13 protein-coding genes and 1 other RNA gene are annotated in these 14,267 nt (G+C 63.7%); 10 read left to right on the top strand and 4 right to left on the bottom strand.

The window, feature by feature from the left end:
* Positions 1–100: 100 nt before the first annotated feature.
* Together AC1DFC_RS01975 and AC1DFC_RS01970 are read left to right on the top strand one after the other, a co-directional pair.
* Positions 101–376 carry a hypothetical protein gene (locus AC1DFC_RS01975; protein WP_007829385.1) on the top strand — a complete coding sequence of 92 codons (276 nt, stop codon included), beginning with the start codon at positions 101–103 and terminating at the stop codon, positions 374–376.
* Positions 377–385: 9 nt separating this feature from the next.
* Complete coding sequence (locus AC1DFC_RS01970) at positions 386–589, top strand: hypothetical protein (RefSeq protein ID WP_007829384.1); 204 nt, start codon at positions 386–388, stop codon at positions 587–589.
* Between the two features lie 67 nt (positions 590–656).
* Here AC1DFC_RS01970 and ssrA read toward each other — a convergent pair.
* The 4 genes from ssrA to ompA form a co-directional block, all read right to left on the bottom strand.
* Positions 657–1,041, bottom strand: a transfer-messenger RNA (tmRNA) gene (gene ssrA, locus AC1DFC_RS01965).
* A gap of 12 nt (positions 1,042–1,053) precedes the next feature.
* Positions 1,054–1,719: an HAD family hydrolase gene (locus tag AC1DFC_RS01960; RefSeq protein WP_042672795.1), complete on the bottom strand. Its 666-nt coding sequence runs from the start codon at positions 1,717–1,719 to the stop codon at positions 1,054–1,056.
* Positions 1,719–2,447 carry a bifunctional 2-polyprenyl-6-hydroxyphenol methylase/3-demethylubiquinol 3-O-methyltransferase UbiG gene (ubiG, locus tag AC1DFC_RS01955; protein ID WP_007829382.1) on the bottom strand — a complete coding sequence of 243 codons (729 nt, stop codon included), beginning with the start codon at positions 2,445–2,447 and terminating at the stop codon, positions 1,719–1,721. Before ubiG ends, AC1DFC_RS01960 begins: the two co-directional genes overlap by 1 nt.
* 132 nt (positions 2,448–2,579) lie before the next feature.
* Positions 2,580–3,230, bottom strand: coding sequence for an outer membrane protein OmpA (gene ompA / locus AC1DFC_RS01950; RefSeq protein ID WP_007829381.1), 651 nt, complete (start codon positions 3,228–3,230; stop codon positions 2,580–2,582).
* Between the two features lie 224 nt (positions 3,231–3,454).
* Between ompA and gyrA the strand changes: the two genes are divergently transcribed.
* The 8 genes from gyrA to AC1DFC_RS01910 all read left to right on the top strand — a co-directional run bounded on the left by gyrA (position 3,455) and on the right by AC1DFC_RS01910 (position 14,223).
* Positions 3,455–6,100, top strand: coding sequence for a DNA gyrase subunit A (gyrA, locus tag AC1DFC_RS01945; RefSeq protein WP_007829380.1), 2,646 nt, complete (start codon positions 3,455–3,457; stop codon positions 6,098–6,100).
* A complete protein-coding gene (locus AC1DFC_RS01940; RefSeq protein ID WP_007829373.1) occupies positions 6,097–6,687 on the top strand; it encodes a DUF2059 domain-containing protein in 591 nt (196 codons plus the stop codon). Before gyrA ends, AC1DFC_RS01940 begins: the two co-directional genes overlap by 4 nt.
* Positions 6,688–6,694: 7 nt before the next feature.
* On the top strand, positions 6,695–7,825 hold the full coding sequence (gene serC / locus AC1DFC_RS01935) for a 3-phosphoserine/phosphohydroxythreonine transaminase (RefSeq protein ID WP_007829371.1): 1,131 nt from the start codon (positions 6,695–6,697) through the stop codon (positions 7,823–7,825).
* Positions 7,826–7,849: 24 nt separating this feature from the next.
* Entirely contained in the window at positions 7,850–8,974 is a 1,125-nt protein-coding gene (pheA, locus tag AC1DFC_RS01930) for a prephenate dehydratase (protein WP_007829369.1), read from the top strand.
* Between the two features lie 19 nt (positions 8,975–8,993).
* Complete coding sequence (locus AC1DFC_RS01925; RefSeq protein WP_007829368.1) at positions 8,994–9,884, top strand: prephenate dehydrogenase; 891 nt, start codon at positions 8,994–8,996, stop codon at positions 9,882–9,884.
* A gap of 1 nt (position 9,885) precedes the next feature.
* Entirely contained in the window at positions 9,886–11,898 is a 2,013-nt protein-coding gene (locus AC1DFC_RS01920) for a bifunctional 3-phosphoshikimate 1-carboxyvinyltransferase/cytidylate kinase (protein WP_478178614.1), read from the top strand.
* Positions 11,899–12,129: 231 nt separating this feature from the next.
* Positions 12,130–13,818: a 30S ribosomal protein S1 gene (gene rpsA, locus AC1DFC_RS01915; RefSeq protein WP_007829366.1), complete on the top strand. Its 1,689-nt coding sequence runs from the start codon at positions 12,130–12,132 to the stop codon at positions 13,816–13,818.
* 78 nt (positions 13,819–13,896) lie between these two features.
* Positions 13,897–14,223 (top strand): integration host factor subunit beta, encoded by a 327-nt coding sequence (locus tag AC1DFC_RS01910; RefSeq protein WP_007829365.1) that lies wholly within the window; start codon positions 13,897–13,899, stop codon positions 14,221–14,223.
* The last annotated feature ends 44 nt before the right edge of the window (positions 14,224–14,267 follow it).

The following is a 14,267-nucleotide window of genomic DNA, read 5'->3' as shown; positions in this document are numbered from 1 at the left end:
CAGGTTGACCAGCGGGGGACGGTTACCCGTCAAGGAGAAATTTCGGCCGGGACACAGTTTACTGTATATTTATACAGTCTTTTCAGAAAGGATACCTGCCATGTCTCTGACCGAAGAAACAACCGCTGCGCCCAATCACGCGCTCAAGGAAGCGCTGGCCTGGATCTCGAAGTTCGCGCACGCGTGGAAGGCCATCGAGCCTTCGCCGAGAAGCCTCAGCATCGACGGCTTCATCATCTGGGGGCCTGTGCTCTACGAGAAGCACAAGAGTGAAGATCCCGTGCGGTTGGCGCACCAGTTGTTCGGCAAGTCCGGTGAATACTTCAAGTATCTCTACCCCGAGCGCGGGCCCGGCTCCAGCGATCGCCGGTCTTAGAATGACCCGATGAATTGGCGCACACTGCTTCCGCTTGCCTTGGTCCTCACCGGCTGCTCGACACCCCCCAACGAAGTGACGCAGGTTCGCGACGGCGTGCTGCGGGCCAAGACGTACGTACAAGCCTCGGACTATTGCGACGCGCAAAGCAAGACGCCGCGCTGGCTCGGCAAGGCGCCTGCAGAACAGGGCGTCCTGTTCCAGTGCAACTGAGTCTGGGTCGCTGGACATGGTCCAGCATCTGCAAGCCCATGTTCAGAGAGGCTCGCGTTGAGAAATGTGGTGGAGCTGGGGGGATTTGAACCCCCGTCCGCAAGCCTTCATCGCGCAGTTCTACATGTTTAGTGATCTGATTTGAATCTCGCTTCCGGAGTCGCGCAGTCACACGCTAAACCGGACGCCAGCACCCTATTTTCTCGCCCCGACCCAAGGTACCCGGATCGGAGCCAGCCCATGTAATTATCCTTGCAGCCGGGAGGTCAGGATTGCTCCAGACCCCCTTGCCCAGCCCATCGGCCAACTGTTGCAAGGCTCACTGGCAATTAAGCAGCGAGTGCGAAACGTTCGTCGTTTGCAGTTAGTTTGTTTGAATCTGTTTTACGAGCGCATTCAGCTCGACATGCCCCGCTGCGACTCCGAACCCACGTCGAAACCAGTGCAGCCCCAAGCCTCACATTTTAGGCTCTATTGAGTAACTTCAAGAGCTCAAGGGGCGAAGAGATTGAAGCATCCGCCTGCCAGAGCGTTGAATCGGCCTGCGGCCCCATGTAGCCATAGGTCGCCGCAACCGTGCGCATGCCCGCAGCCCGGCCCGCGATGATGTCGCGCTCGTCGTCGCCGACGTAGACACATGCCTCCGATGGCACGCCGAGCCGGCGCGCCGCCTCATGCAAGGGCTCGGGATGCGGCTTCGCAAATGGCGTGGTGTCACCGCTCACTACCGCGCCCGCACTCGCGAAAAGCGGAATGGCGCGCGTCAGCGGATCGGTAAAGCGCATCGACTTGTTGGTGACGACGCCCCACAGCAACCCAAGCTCGCGCAGCGCCTCGATCAGCGCCTGGATGCCGTCGAATACCTGCGTGTTGAGCAGCATGCGGCGCTCATAAGCCACGAAGAACTCTTCGCGCAGCTCATTGAACTCGGGCGAATCCGGCGTGATGCCGAAAGCGATACCGAGCATGCCGCGCGCGCCTGCTCCGGCCATGGGGCGGTAGCGCTCCAGCGGGTATGAATGGAGGCCGCGATCGGTGCGCATCTTGTCGGCTGCAGCACCCAGATCGGGCGCACTGTCGATCAGCGTGCCGTCGAGGTCGAACAGCACGGCCCGCGTCTGCGCGCCCATCATTTCCTTGAATCCGGCGAGGCCGGCTTCTGCGTGGCGAACATGTAGTTGACGCTGGTGTCGCCGCTGAGCCAGTAGCGCCGGGTCAACGGGTTGTGCTCCATGCCGCGGGTGTGCCGCAGATCCAAGCCCGCCGCGCGGCAGTAGCCGGCCAGTTCGCTGGGCCGGATCAGCTTTGCATATTCGTGGGTCCCGCGCGGCAGCATGCCGAGGACGTACTCGGCGCCCACGATCGCAAACATGAACGACTTCAGATTGCGGTTGATCGTCGAGAAGAACACCCAACCGCCGGGCTTGACGAGCGCTGAGCAGGCCTGGATCACCGAGGCCGGCTGCGGCACATGCTCGAGCATCTCCATGCAGGTGACGACATCAAAGCTGCCGGGCTGTTCGGCAGCCAGCGCCTCAGCACTGATTTCGCGGTACTTCACTCCGCGGGTGCCGGCCTCGAGCGCATGCAGTTGCGCGACCTTGAGCGCCTTGCCCGCAAGGTCGATGCCCAGCACCTCGGCGCCCTTGCGAGCCATCGAGTCGGCCAGGATGCCGCCGCCGCAGCCGATATCAAGCACGCGGCGCTGCGAAATTGGCGCAATTCCGTCAATCCAGTCCAGGCGCAGCGGATTGATTTCATGCAACGGGCGGAATTCGCTCTCCAAATCCCACCAACGATGTGCGAGCTCTGAAAACTTGGCCAGTTCGGCGGGATCCGCATTCACATTTTCTGTCATACAGCGATTATGAAACGAGCAATGACCGATAAGCACCGTGTCGGCTTTGCCGACAAAAGATCAATCGCGAATTCGACGGCCATAAAAAAACCCCGCCTAGGCGGGGTTTTCATGATCGATGGAATCGACTGATTAGTTGGCGCGAGTGCCGACCACTTCGATTTCCACGCGACGGTTCTTGGCACGGCCTTCCTTGGTGCGGTTGTCAGCCACAGGCTGCTTCTCGCCCTTGCCTTCGGTGTAGACGCGGTTGCGTTCGATGCCCTTCGAGACCAGGAAGGCCTTGACGGCTTCGGCGCGACGCACCGACAGACGCTGGTTGTAGGCGTCCGTACCGATCGAATCGGTGTGGCCCACAGCGATGATGACTTCGAGGTTCACGCCACGGATCTTCTCGACCAGATCGGTCAGCTTGGCGCGACCTTCGGGCTTCAGAACCGACTTGTCGAAGTCGAAGAAGGCGTCAGCAGCGAAGGTCACCTTGTTGGCAGCGACTTGCGGCGCGGCCGGTGCGGCCGGAGCAGCAGGGGTCGGAGCAACAGCAGCCGGAGCAGCAGGAACCAGAGCGCCGTCGCAACCAGCGGCAGCCGTAGCCGGCGTCCAGTTGGCATCGCGCCAGCACAGTTCATTCGTGCCGTTCTTCCAAACCAGTTCGCCGGTGCCGTTTTGCCAGTTGTCGATCGTAGGACCGCCGTCCGCAGCGGTGACACGGGTCTGCGCGCCGGCGGCAGTGGCGAGCGCAGCGACTGCAAACATCATCGCCACTTTATTCAGTTTCTTCATGGTTCTCCTCTTGGGGAAAAAGCCGCAGCCGCGCTGCGAATCAAGGACGCTTTAAGTGACCACCACCCAAAACGTTGAGGCGATTGTGCCATAGGGTCTTTGGCAAACAGGCCGCTGGACAGCCCGGAAGCGTAGGACGGAGGCGGAATAGGCCGCTTGTGTTGCGGCGGTGCGACACCCCTCACAGCGTAAAATTTCGCCTTCCTGCCGCCAGCCCCTTGCTCATGACCTCCTTCGCAAAAGAAACCCTGCCCATCAGTCTCGAAGAGGAAATGCGCAGCAGCTATCTCGATTACGCCATGAGCGTGATCGTGGGCCGAGCGCTCCCCGACGCCCGCGATGGCCTCAAGCCCGTGCACCGGCGCGTGCTGTACGCGATGCATGAGCTCAACAACGATTGGAACCGGCCATACAAGAAGTCGGCCCGTATCGTCGGCGACGTGATCGGTAAATATCACCCGCACGGCGACCAGTCGGTCTACGACACCATCGTGCGACTGGCCCAGGATTTCTCGATGCGCCACATGCTGGTCGACGGCCAGGGCAACTTCGGGTCGGTCGATGGAGACAACGCGGCCGCAATGCGGTATACGGAAATCCGGCTGGCCAAAATTGCGCACGAAATGCTGGCCGATATCGATAAGGAAACTGTCGACTTTCAGGACAATTACGACGGTTCGGAAAAAGAACCGAAAGTGCTGCCCAGCCAGTTGCCGAATTTGCTGGTCAATGGCTCCGGCGGTATTGCGGTCGGTATGGCCACCAATATCCCGCCGCACAACCTGAATGAGGTTGTCGACGCCTGCCTGCACCTGCTGCGCAACCCCGAAGCCAGCATCGACGAGCTGATGGAAATCGTGCCAGCGCCCGACTTCCCCACCGCCGGCATCATCTACGGCATCAACGGCGTGAAGGACGGCTACCGCACCGGCCGCGGCAAGGTCGTGATGCGCGCCAAATGCCACTTCGAGGACATCGACCGCGGCCAGCGCCAGGCGATCATCGTCGACGAGCTCCCCTACCAGGTCAACAAGAAGACGCTGCAGGAACGCATGGCCGAGCTGGTGCACGAGAAGAAGATCGAAGGCATCAGCCACATCCAGGACGAGTCCGACAAGTCGGGCATGCGCCTGGTGATCGAGCTCAAGCGCGGCGAAGTGCCCGAGGTGGTGCTCAACAACCTCTACAAGCAGACGCAGCTGCAGGACACCTTCGGCATCAACATGGTGGCGCTGGTCGACGGCCAGCCCAAGCTGTGCAACCTGAAGGACCTGATCCAGGTATTCCTGCAGCACCGCCGCGAAGTGGTCACGCGCCGCACCGTCTTCACGCTGCGCAAGGCCCGCGAACGCGGCCACGTGCTCGAAGGCCTGGCGGTGGCGCTAGCCAACATCGACGAATTCATCCGCATCATCCGCGAATCGCCCACGCCACCCGTTGCCAAGGCCGAGCTGATGACCCGCAGCTGGGACAGCAAGCTGGTGCGCGAAATGCTCACGCGCACGCGCGCCGACGGCGGCGTGATCAACGCGGACGACTACCGCCCCGAAGGCCTCGAGCGCGAGTTCGGCATGGGCGGCGACGGCCTCTACCGCCTGTCGGAAACGCAAGCCCAGGAAATCCTGCAGATGCGCCTGCAGCGCCTGACCGGCCTCGAGCAGGACAAGATCGTCGCCGAATACAAGGACGTGATGGCCGAGATCGACGACCTGCTCGACATCCTCGCCAAGCCCGAACGCGTCTCGACCATCATTGGCGAAGAACTCGGCACCATCAAGCAGGAGTTCGGCCAGTCGAAGACCGGCGCGCGCCGCAGCCTGGTGGAGCACAGCGCCTACGACCTCTCGACCGAAGACCTGATCACGCCGACCGACATGGTCGTCACGCTCTCGCACAGCGGCTACATCAAGAGCCAGCCGCTGGGCGAATACCGCGCACAAAAACGCGGTGGTCGCGGCAAGCAGGCCACGGCCACGAAGGAAGACGACTGGATCGACCAGCTTTTCATCGCCAACACGCACGACTACATCCTGTGCTTCTCGAACCGCGGCCGGCTGTATTGGCTCAAGGTGTGGGAAGTGCCGGCGGGTTCACGCGGCTCGCGCGGACGCCCCATCGTCAACATGTTCCCGCTGCAGGAAGGCGAGAAGATCAACGTCGCCCTCGCCCTGACCGGCGATAAGCGCAACTTCCCGGCCGACCAATACGTATTCATGGCAACCTCGATGGGCACGGTCAAGAAGACGGCGCTCGACGAGTTCAACAATCCGCGCAAGGGCGGCATCATTGCCGTGAACCTCGATGAAGGCGATTACCTGATCGGCGCGGCACTCACCGACGGCAAGCACGACGTGATGCTCTTCAGCGACAACGGAAAAGCCGTGCGCTTCGACGAGGAAGACGTCCGGCCGCTGGGCCGCAACGCCCGCGGCGTGCGCGGCATGTCGCTGGAGCCGGGCCAGGGCGTGATCGCCATGCTGGTGGCCGAGGACGAGCAGCAAAGCGTGCTCACCGCCACGGAAAATGGTTACGGAAAGCGGACAAGCATTACCGAATACACCCGCCACGGCCGGGGAACCAAAGGCATGATCGCGATTCAACAGAGTGAGCGCAACGGCAAGGTCGTTGCCGCCACTCTGGTGCATGCGGATGATGAGATCATGCTCATCACCGACAAGGGCGTGCTGGTGCGCACCCGGGTTGCCGAAATTCGCGAACTTGGTCGCGCAACGCAAGGCGTTACGCTGATCGGGCTCGACGAAGGCGCCAAACTCAGCGGGCTACAACGTATCGTCGAAAACGACGCGAATGGCGAAACCGAGCCTGACGCGGACGGTACTTCCTCATCTTCAACGGAGAATCCTCAGTGAAAAAAATCAAACTCGCGCTTCTGACGGTCGCCCTGGCTGGCAGTTCGATGGCCGCCATGGCCCAGGACAAGGCCACGCTCATCAAGCAGTTCATCGACATCCAGCGCCCCGGCATCGAATCGCTGGCACGCGGCCTGGTCGAGCAATCGAGCGCTCCGATCGCACAGGCGGGTTCGCAGTACCTCCAGACGCAAGTGCCTGAAGCCAAGCGCGAAGCCGCCGCCAAGGCTGCCGACGCCGAACTGAAGAAGTACTTCGACGAGACCTATCCGATCGTTCGCGACAAGGCCATTCAACTGGCCCCAGGCGCCCTTACCCCTCTGCTTGAGCAGAACTTCAACGAAGACGAACTCAAGCAGCTGCTGGCCTGGATCAACTCGCCCCTGAGCAAGAAGTACCAGGACCTGAACCCGAAGATGCAGACCGCACTGACGGAAAAGCTCGTGTCCGACACGCGCGCCTCGGTCGAACCCAAGATGCGCGCACTCGACACCGCCGTCGCCAAGGCACTCGGCGCGCCGACCGACGGTGCTGCCCAAGGCTCCGCTCCCGCCAAGGCACCTGCCAAGGCTCCAGCCAAGAAGTAAAAGCAACGTGACCCAGCAGCAGACGCCGGCCGGCAAGCGCCCCTACAACTTCTCGGCCGGTCCGGCTGCCATGCCGGAGGCGGTGCTGCAACGCGCCGCCGCCGAAATGCTCGATTGGCAGGGCAGCGGCATGAGCGTGATGGAAATGAGCCATCGCGGCAAGGAATTCGGCACCATCTGCACGCAGGCCGAAGCCGACTTCCGCACGCTGCTGGCCGTGCCTTCGCATTTCCACATCCTGTTCATGCAGGGTGGCGGCCTTGGCGAAAACGCCATCGTGCCGATGAACCTGTCGCGCGGCAAAACCGCCGATTTCGTCCTCACCGGCAGCTGGAGCATCAAGTCGCACAAGGAAGCGCAGCGCTATTGCACGGCGCGCGTGGCCGCGAGCAATGCCGAGGACCAGCATACGAAGCTGCCCGATCCGTCGACCTGGCAACTCTCCAAGGATGCCTCGTACGTGCACGTATGCTCCAACGAGACCATCAACGGCATCGAATTCCAGCAACTGCCCGACCTGGCCGCGCTCGGCAGCAATGCCCCGCTGGTCATCGATTTTTCCTCGCACGTTGCTTCGCGCAGCGTCGACTGGGGCCGCGTGGGCCTTGCCTTCGGCGGCGCACAAAAGAATCTCGGTCCCGCCGGCCTGACGATCGTGGTCGTGCGCGACGATCTGCTGGGCCACGCTCTCGAGATTTGCCCGAGCGCGTTCAACTACAAGACCGTGGCCGACAACAACTCCATGTACAACACCCCGCCGACCTGGGGCATCTACATGGCGGGGCTCACGTTCCAATGGCTGCTGCAGCAGACCGACGGCACGCACACCGGCATCGCCGCCATGGAGCAGCGCAACATCGCCAAGGCGAAGCTGCTGTACGGTTTCATCGACGGCTCCGACTTCTATGCCAACCGCATCGACCCCGGCTGCCGCTCGCGCATGAACGTGCCGTTTTTCCTGGCGGACGAAAGCCGCAACGAAGCTTTCCTGGCCGGCGCGCGCGAGGCCGGGCTGCTGCAGCTCAAGGGCCACAAGTCGGTGGGCGGCATGCGTGCAAGCATCTACAACGCCATGCCGCTGGCAGGCGTACAGGAACTTGTGAGCTACATGCGAGAATTCGAGCGATCGCATGCCTAGGCGCATGCCCTAGCTGCTCGCACGATGACCGCCTCCACACCCACAACGCCCTCTTCTCCTTCCGACAAATCAGAAAGCCTCGCCGATCTGCGCGTGCAGATCGACACGCTCGACCAGCAGCTGCTGAGCCTGCTCAACGAACGAGCCCACGTTGCCGAACTGGTCGGCGAGGTCAAGAAGCGCGAGGGCACGCCGTTCTTCCGCCCTGACCGCGTGGCGCAAGTCATCGAGAAGATGAAGAAGAGCAATGGCGGTCCGCTCAAGGATCTCCATGTGGCGGCCATCTGGCGCGAAATCATGTCGGCCTGCCTGGCGCTCGAATCGCCGCAACGCGTGGCCGTTCTCGGCCCCGAAGGCACTTTCTGCGAGCAGGCGGCCATCGAGTACTTCGGCGGCGCCGCCGACCTGATCTATTGCGCCAGCTTCGACGAGGTGTTCCACGCCACCGCCGCGGGCAGCGCCCAGTACGGCGTCGTCGGCGTCGAGAACTCGACCGAAGGCGTGGTCACGCGCTCGCTCGACCTGTTCCTGCATTCGCCCACCCACGTGGTCGGTGAAGTCAGCCTGCTGGTGCGCCACCACCTGCTGCGCAGCAGCAATTCGCTCGAAGGCATCGAGGCCGTGCTGGCCCATCCACAGGCGCTCGCGCAATGCCAGACCTGGCTGTCCAAGCACCTGCCCAACGCCGAGCGGCGCGCCGTATCGAGCAACGCCGAAGGCGCCCGCCTCGCGGCGACCAACCCGGCCTGGGCCGCGCTGGCCGGCGAACGCGCTGCCACCCGCTTCGGCCTGCACATCGTGGCGCATGCCATCCAGGACGACTCGTACAACCGCACCCGCTTCTCGGTGATCTGCCTGCCGCAGACGCTGGCCATGCCACCGGCCTCGGGCCGTGACTGCACCAGCCTGATCGTCTCAGTGCCCAACCGGCCCGGCGCGGTGCACGACCTGCTGGTGCCGCTGAAGGCCAACAACGTGTCAATGACGCGTTTCGAGTCGCGTCCCGCGCGCACCGGCCAGTGGGAGTACTACTTCTACATCGACCTCGACGGTCACCCTTCGCAGCCCAACGTGGCCGCGGCGCTGGCCGAACTGCGCGGACTCTGCGCCTTCTACAAGGTGCTGGGCGCCTATCCCGTCAAGGCCTGAGCGGCAGGCAAGCAGAAGCATGTTCGAACAACTGGGACTGATCGGCTGCGGCCTGATGGGCGGCTCGTTTGCGCTCGCACTCAAGCGCGCGAAACTGGTGAAACGCGTGGTGGGCTACAGCAAGTCGCCCTCCACCACCGAGCGGGCGCGCCAGCTGGGCGTGATCGACGTGGTGGCGCCTTCGGCGCTGCTGGCGGTATCGGGCGCCGACATCGTGCTGCTGGCGGTGCCGGTGGCGGCGTCGGAAGCCACATTCAAGGCCATCCGCCATGGCATTTCGAGCGAAACGCTCGTGATGGACGTGGGCTCGACCAAGGGCGACGTGATCGAGGCCGCACGCAACGGCCTGCAGAAGCAATTCGCGAACTTCGTGCCGGCGCATCCGATTGCCGGCAAGGAGCTCTCGGGCATCGAGCATGCAGAGGCTTCGCTTTTCACCGGCCGCCAGGTCGTGCTGACGCCCGTCAAGACCACGCTGCGCTCCAATGTGCAGCGGGCCTCGCAGGCATGGAGCGGCATCGGCGCGCACGTCGTCACCATGACGCACGACGAGCACGACGCCGCCTTCGCCGCCGTGAGCCACCTGCCGCACCTGCTGGCCTTCGCGTATACCAACGCCATCGCCAGCCAGCCGCAGGGCGACCGGTTCCTGAGCCTCGCGGGCCCAGGCTTTCGCGACTTCTCGCGCATTGCCGCGAGCGACCCCGTCATGTGGCGCGATGTGCTGCTGGCCAACCGCGAACAGGTGCTGCAGCAGTCGAAGGCCTTCCGCAAGGCGCTGGAAGACCTTGAAGCACTGATGACCGCAGGCGACCTGCAGGCACTGGAGCAATCCATCGCCGCCGCCAGCAAGACCCGCGCGGCCTGGAAGCCGGCCACCGACACCTCGTCGCAGCAGCAGGACAACTGAGATGTTCTCGACGGCCTTCCTCGATCTCCCGCCTCTCGCAGGCGCGGCCGGCACGGTCCGGCTGCCGGGCTCCAAGAGCATTTCCAACCGCGTGCTGCTGCTCGCTGCGCTCGCGAGCGGCACCACCACGATCCACGACCTGCTGGACTCCGACGACACGCGCGTGATGCTCGACGCCCTGCGCGCGCTCGGCTGCGGCATCGACCCTGCGGGCAGCGCGCTGCGCATCACCGGCCTGGGCGGGAAGCTGAAGCCCAACGAAACGCTGCTGCCGCTGTTCCTCGGCAATGCCGGCACCGCGATGCGCCCGCTGACCGCGGCGCTGTCGCTGCTGGGTGGTGAGTTCGAGCTCAGCGGCGTGCCGCGCATGCACGAGCGCCCGATCGGCGACCTCGTCGATGCACTGACCCAGCTTGGCTGCCGCATCGACTATCTCGGCAACCCCGGCTACCCGCCCCTGCGCATCCACCCCGTGCCGCACGGCGAACTCGCGCTCGATGCGCCGATCCGCGTCCGCGGCGACGTGTCGAGCCAGTTCCTCACTGCCTTGCTGCTGGCGCTGCCGCTTGCGGCAGCCGACGACATCGTGATCGAGGTGATCGGCGAGCTGATCTCCAAGCCCTACATCGAGATCACGCTGAACCTGCTGGCGCGCTTCGGCATCCAGGTGCAGCGCGACGGCTGGGAGCGTTTCACCATTCCCGCAGGCAGCCGCTACAGCTCGCCGGGCGACATTCACGTCGAGGCCGATGCTTCCTCTGCTAGCTATTTCATAGCGCTGGGCGCCATCGCAACAGGCGTCTCGGGCAAGAACGGCATCCGGATCGAGGGCGTGGGCGCCGATTCGATACAGGGCGACATCCGCTTCATCGACGCCGCCCGCCAGATGGGTGCGCTGGTCGACAGCGGCCCGAACTGGCTCGAAGTACGCCGCGGGGCGTGGCCGCTCAAGGCCATCGACCTCGACGCCAACCACATCCCCGACGCCGCGATGACGCTGGCCGTGATGGCGCTCTACGCCGACGGCCCGAGCACGCTGCGCAACATCGCGAGCTGGCGCGTGAAGGAAACCGACCGCATCGACGCCATGGCCAACGAGCTGAAAAAGCTTGGCGCCGCCGTCGAAGCGGGCCCCGACTTCATCCGCGTGCACCCGCTGGCGCAGTCCGGCTGGCTACCGGCAAGCATCCGCACCTACGACGATCACCGCGTGGCCATGTGCTTCTCGCTGGCGGCCTTCAACCCGGCCGGCGTGCCGGTGCGCATCCTCGATCCGCACTGTGTCGCCAAGACCTTCCCCGATTACTTCGAGACCATGTTCTCGGTGGCCGAGGCCGCCGAGGTGCCGGTGATCTGCATCGACGGCCCGACCGCCTCCGGCAAGGGCACGCTGGCCGCCGAAGTGGCGCGCCTGCTGGGCTACCACTACCTCGATTCGGGCTCGCTGTACCGCGTGACAGGCCTCGCCATGCGCCGCGCCGGCCTGGACGCCAATGCCGCGAACGAACCGCAGATCGCCACCCTCGCCGCCGCGTTGCCCTTGCAGTTCACCGAGGGAAAGGTGCTGCTGGGCGGGGAAGACGTAAGCGACGACATCCGCACCGAAGCCGCCGGCATGGACGCCTCGCGTGTCTCCGCGCTGCCCGCCGTGCGCGAGGCGCTGCAGGACCTGCAGCACCGCTTCCGCCGCCTGCCCGGCCTGGTGGCCGACGGGCGCGACATGGGCACCGTGATCTTCCCCGATGCGGAGCTCAAAGTGTTCCTCACGGCCGGCGCCGCCCAGCGTGCCGAACGGCGCCATAAGCAGTTGATTTCAAAGGGTATTTCGACTACACTCGACAGTCTTCGCTCCGACTTGGAAGCACGCGACGCCCGGGACTCTTCCCGAAGCGTGGCACCTCTGAAGCCGGCGCAAGACGCTCGCCACCTCGACAACTCCCAGCTGTCAATCGAACAATCGATCGACACGGTGTTGAACTGGTGGCAAGAAATTCAACCGTTCAAGCCCGCTTGAGCGGTTGAAGTGCAGCTCTTCAAGTCCGCTTGAGGGGCTCGCGCCAACCGGGTTTTCCGGGTTGGCGCCTACCGCTCCGGCAGGCTCCTTCCGCGCGACAGCGCACCGGCCTGCTGGTTGTTCAACCAACCGGGCTCATGCCCACAACCAACCGCCGTCTACAGACCCACAGCAGCCGCACGCAATTTCGCATGAGCGCCTGCCAACCCTGCATGACGGAAGGAACCATAAATGTCTGAATCTTTTGCCGACCTATTCGAAGAGTCCCTGAAGCGTTCCGAAATGCGCACCGGCGAGGTCATCACGGCCGAAGTCGTGCGTGTCGAACACAACCACGTCGTGGTCAACGCCGGCCTGAAGTCCGAAGCGTATGTGCCGATCGAAGAGTTCAAGAACGACAAGGGCGAACTCGAAGTCCAGGCCGGCGATTTCGTTTCCGTTGCCATCGGCAGCGTTGAAAACGGCTACGGCGACACCATCCTCTCGCGCGACACCGCCAAGCGTCTGGCTTCGTGGCTCGCCCTGGAGAAGGCCCTGGAATCGGGCGACTTCGTCACCGGTACCACCAGCGGCAAGGTCAAGGGCGGCCTGACCGTGCTCGTCAACGGCATCCGCGCATTCCTGCCGGGCTCGCTGATCGACACGCGCCCGATCAAGGACCTGACCCCGTACGAGAACAAGACCCTCGAATTCAAGGTCATCAAGCTCGACCGCAAGCGCAACAACGTCGTGCTGTCGCGCCGTGCCGTGGTCGAAGCCAGCATGGGCGAAGAACGCGCCAAGCTGATGGAAACGCTGAAGGAAGGCGCAGTCGTGCGCGGCGTGGTCAAGAACATCACCGAATACGGTGCGTTCGTGGACCTCGGCGGCATCGACGGCCTGCTGCACATCACCGACATGGCATGGCGCCGTGTTCGCCACCCGAGCGAAGTCGTTCAGGCCGGCCAGGAAATCACCGCCAAGATCCTCAAGTTCGACACCGAGAAGAACCGTGTCTCGCTGGGTCTCAAGCAAATGGGTGACGACCCGTGGATGGGCGTTTCGCGCCGCTACCCGCAATCGACCCGCCTGTTCGGCAAGGTCACGAACATTGCCGACTACGGCGCGTTCGTCGAACTCGAACCCGGCATCGAAGGCCTGGTGCACGTCTCCGAAATGGACTGGACCAACAAGAACATCGCTCCGAACAAGATCGTCTCGCTGGGCGACGAAGTCGAAGTCATGGTCCTCGAGATCGACGAAGACAAGCGCCGCATCAGCCTGGGCATGAAGCAGTGCAAGGCCAACCCGTGGCAAGAGTTCGCGCAAAACACCAAGCGTGGCGACCGCGTCAAGGGCCCGATCAAGTCGATCACCGACTTCGGCGTGTTCGTGGGTCTGGCTGCCGGCATCGACGGCCTGGTTCACCTGTCTGACCTCTCGTGGAACGAAGCCGGCGAAACCGCCGTTCGCAACTACAAGAAGGGCCAGGAAGTCGAAGCGATCGTGCTGGCTGTGGATGTCGACCGCGAGCGCATCTCGCTGGGCATCAAGCAGCTCGACAGCGACCCGTTCACCACGTTCACCACCGTGAACGACAAGGGCCAGATCGTGACCGGCAAGGTCAAGACCGTGGACGCCCGCGGCGCTGAAATCGACCTCGGCGAAGACATCATCGGCTACCTCCGTGCTTCGGAAATCTCGCGCGACCGCGTCGAAGATGCCCGCAACGTGCTCAAGGAAGGCGACGAAGTCACCGCCATCGTCGTGAATGTGGATCGCAAGACCCGCAACATCCAGCTGTCGATCAAGCAGAAGGACATGGTCGACGAACAAGGCGCCATGGCCAGCCTGAGCCAGCAGTCGGCACGCGAAAACGCGGGCACGACGAGCCTGGGCGCCCTGCTGCGCGCCAAGCTCGACAACAACGACAGCAAGTAAGCTGAGTCCGAAGACAGAGCAGGCCCTGGGGCCGCTCTGTCTTTTTTTTCGTCCACGTTTTTCGTTTATGTTCGGCCTATGACCCGCTCAGACCTTGTCGAAGAACTCGCAGCGCGCTTTGCACAGCTCACACACCGCGATGCCGAATACGCCGTCAAGACCATCCTCGACGCGATGAGCGACGCGCTGGTGCGCGGGCACCGCATCGAGATCCGCGGCTTCGGCAGCTTCTCGGTCAACCGGCGTCCGCCGCGCATCGGCCGCAATCCGCGTTCGGGCGAGAGTGTGCAGATTCCCGAGAAACGTGTGCCGCACTTCAAGCCCGGCAAGGCGCTGCGCGAGGCCGTGGATGCACGCACCGCGGAGCTCGACGCCGGCAAGGAAACCAAGGGCCGCAAGGCCTGACCGGCGGCCCGTCCCGACGGTCGCAAACGTAGAATCGTCCCGCC

It is taken from the genome of Variovorax sp. 10L421, assembly GCF_056395365.1.
The sequence above is the reverse complement of the archived record's forward strand: the minus strand, read 5'-3'. Positions and strand labels throughout refer to the sequence as shown.

Coding starts and splice junctions, on each gene's coding strand:
- AC1DFC_RS01975 (WP_007829385.1), top strand. CDS start 101: ATGTCTCTGACCGAAGAAACAACCGCTGCGCCCAATCACGCGCTCAAG.
- AC1DFC_RS01970 (WP_007829384.1), top strand. CDS start 386: ATGAATTGGCGCACACTGCTTCCGCTTGCCTTGGTCCTCACCGGCTGC.
- AC1DFC_RS01960 (WP_042672795.1), bottom strand. CDS start 1,719: ATGGGCGCGCAGACGCGGGCCGTGCTGTTCGACCTCGACGGCACGCTG.
- ubiG (WP_007829382.1), bottom strand. CDS start 2,447: ATGACAGAAAATGTGAATGCGGATCCCGCCGAACTGGCCAAGTTTTCA.
- ompA (WP_007829381.1), bottom strand. CDS start 3,230: ATGAAGAAACTGAATAAAGTGGCGATGATGTTTGCAGTCGCTGCGCTC.
- gyrA (WP_007829380.1), top strand. CDS start 3,455: ATGACCTCCTTCGCAAAAGAAACCCTGCCCATCAGTCTCGAAGAGGAA.
- pheA (WP_007829369.1), top strand. CDS start 7,850: ATGACCGCCTCCACACCCACAACGCCCTCTTCTCCTTCCGACAAATCA.
- AC1DFC_RS01925 (WP_007829368.1), top strand. CDS start 8,994: ATGTTCGAACAACTGGGACTGATCGGCTGCGGCCTGATGGGCGGCTCG.
- AC1DFC_RS01920 (WP_478178614.1), top strand. CDS start 9,886: ATGTTCTCGACGGCCTTCCTCGATCTCCCGCCTCTCGCAGGCGCGGCC.
- rpsA (WP_007829366.1), top strand. CDS start 12,130: ATGTCTGAATCTTTTGCCGACCTATTCGAAGAGTCCCTGAAGCGTTCC.
- AC1DFC_RS01910 (WP_007829365.1), top strand. CDS start 13,897: ATGACCCGCTCAGACCTTGTCGAAGAACTCGCAGCGCGCTTTGCACAG.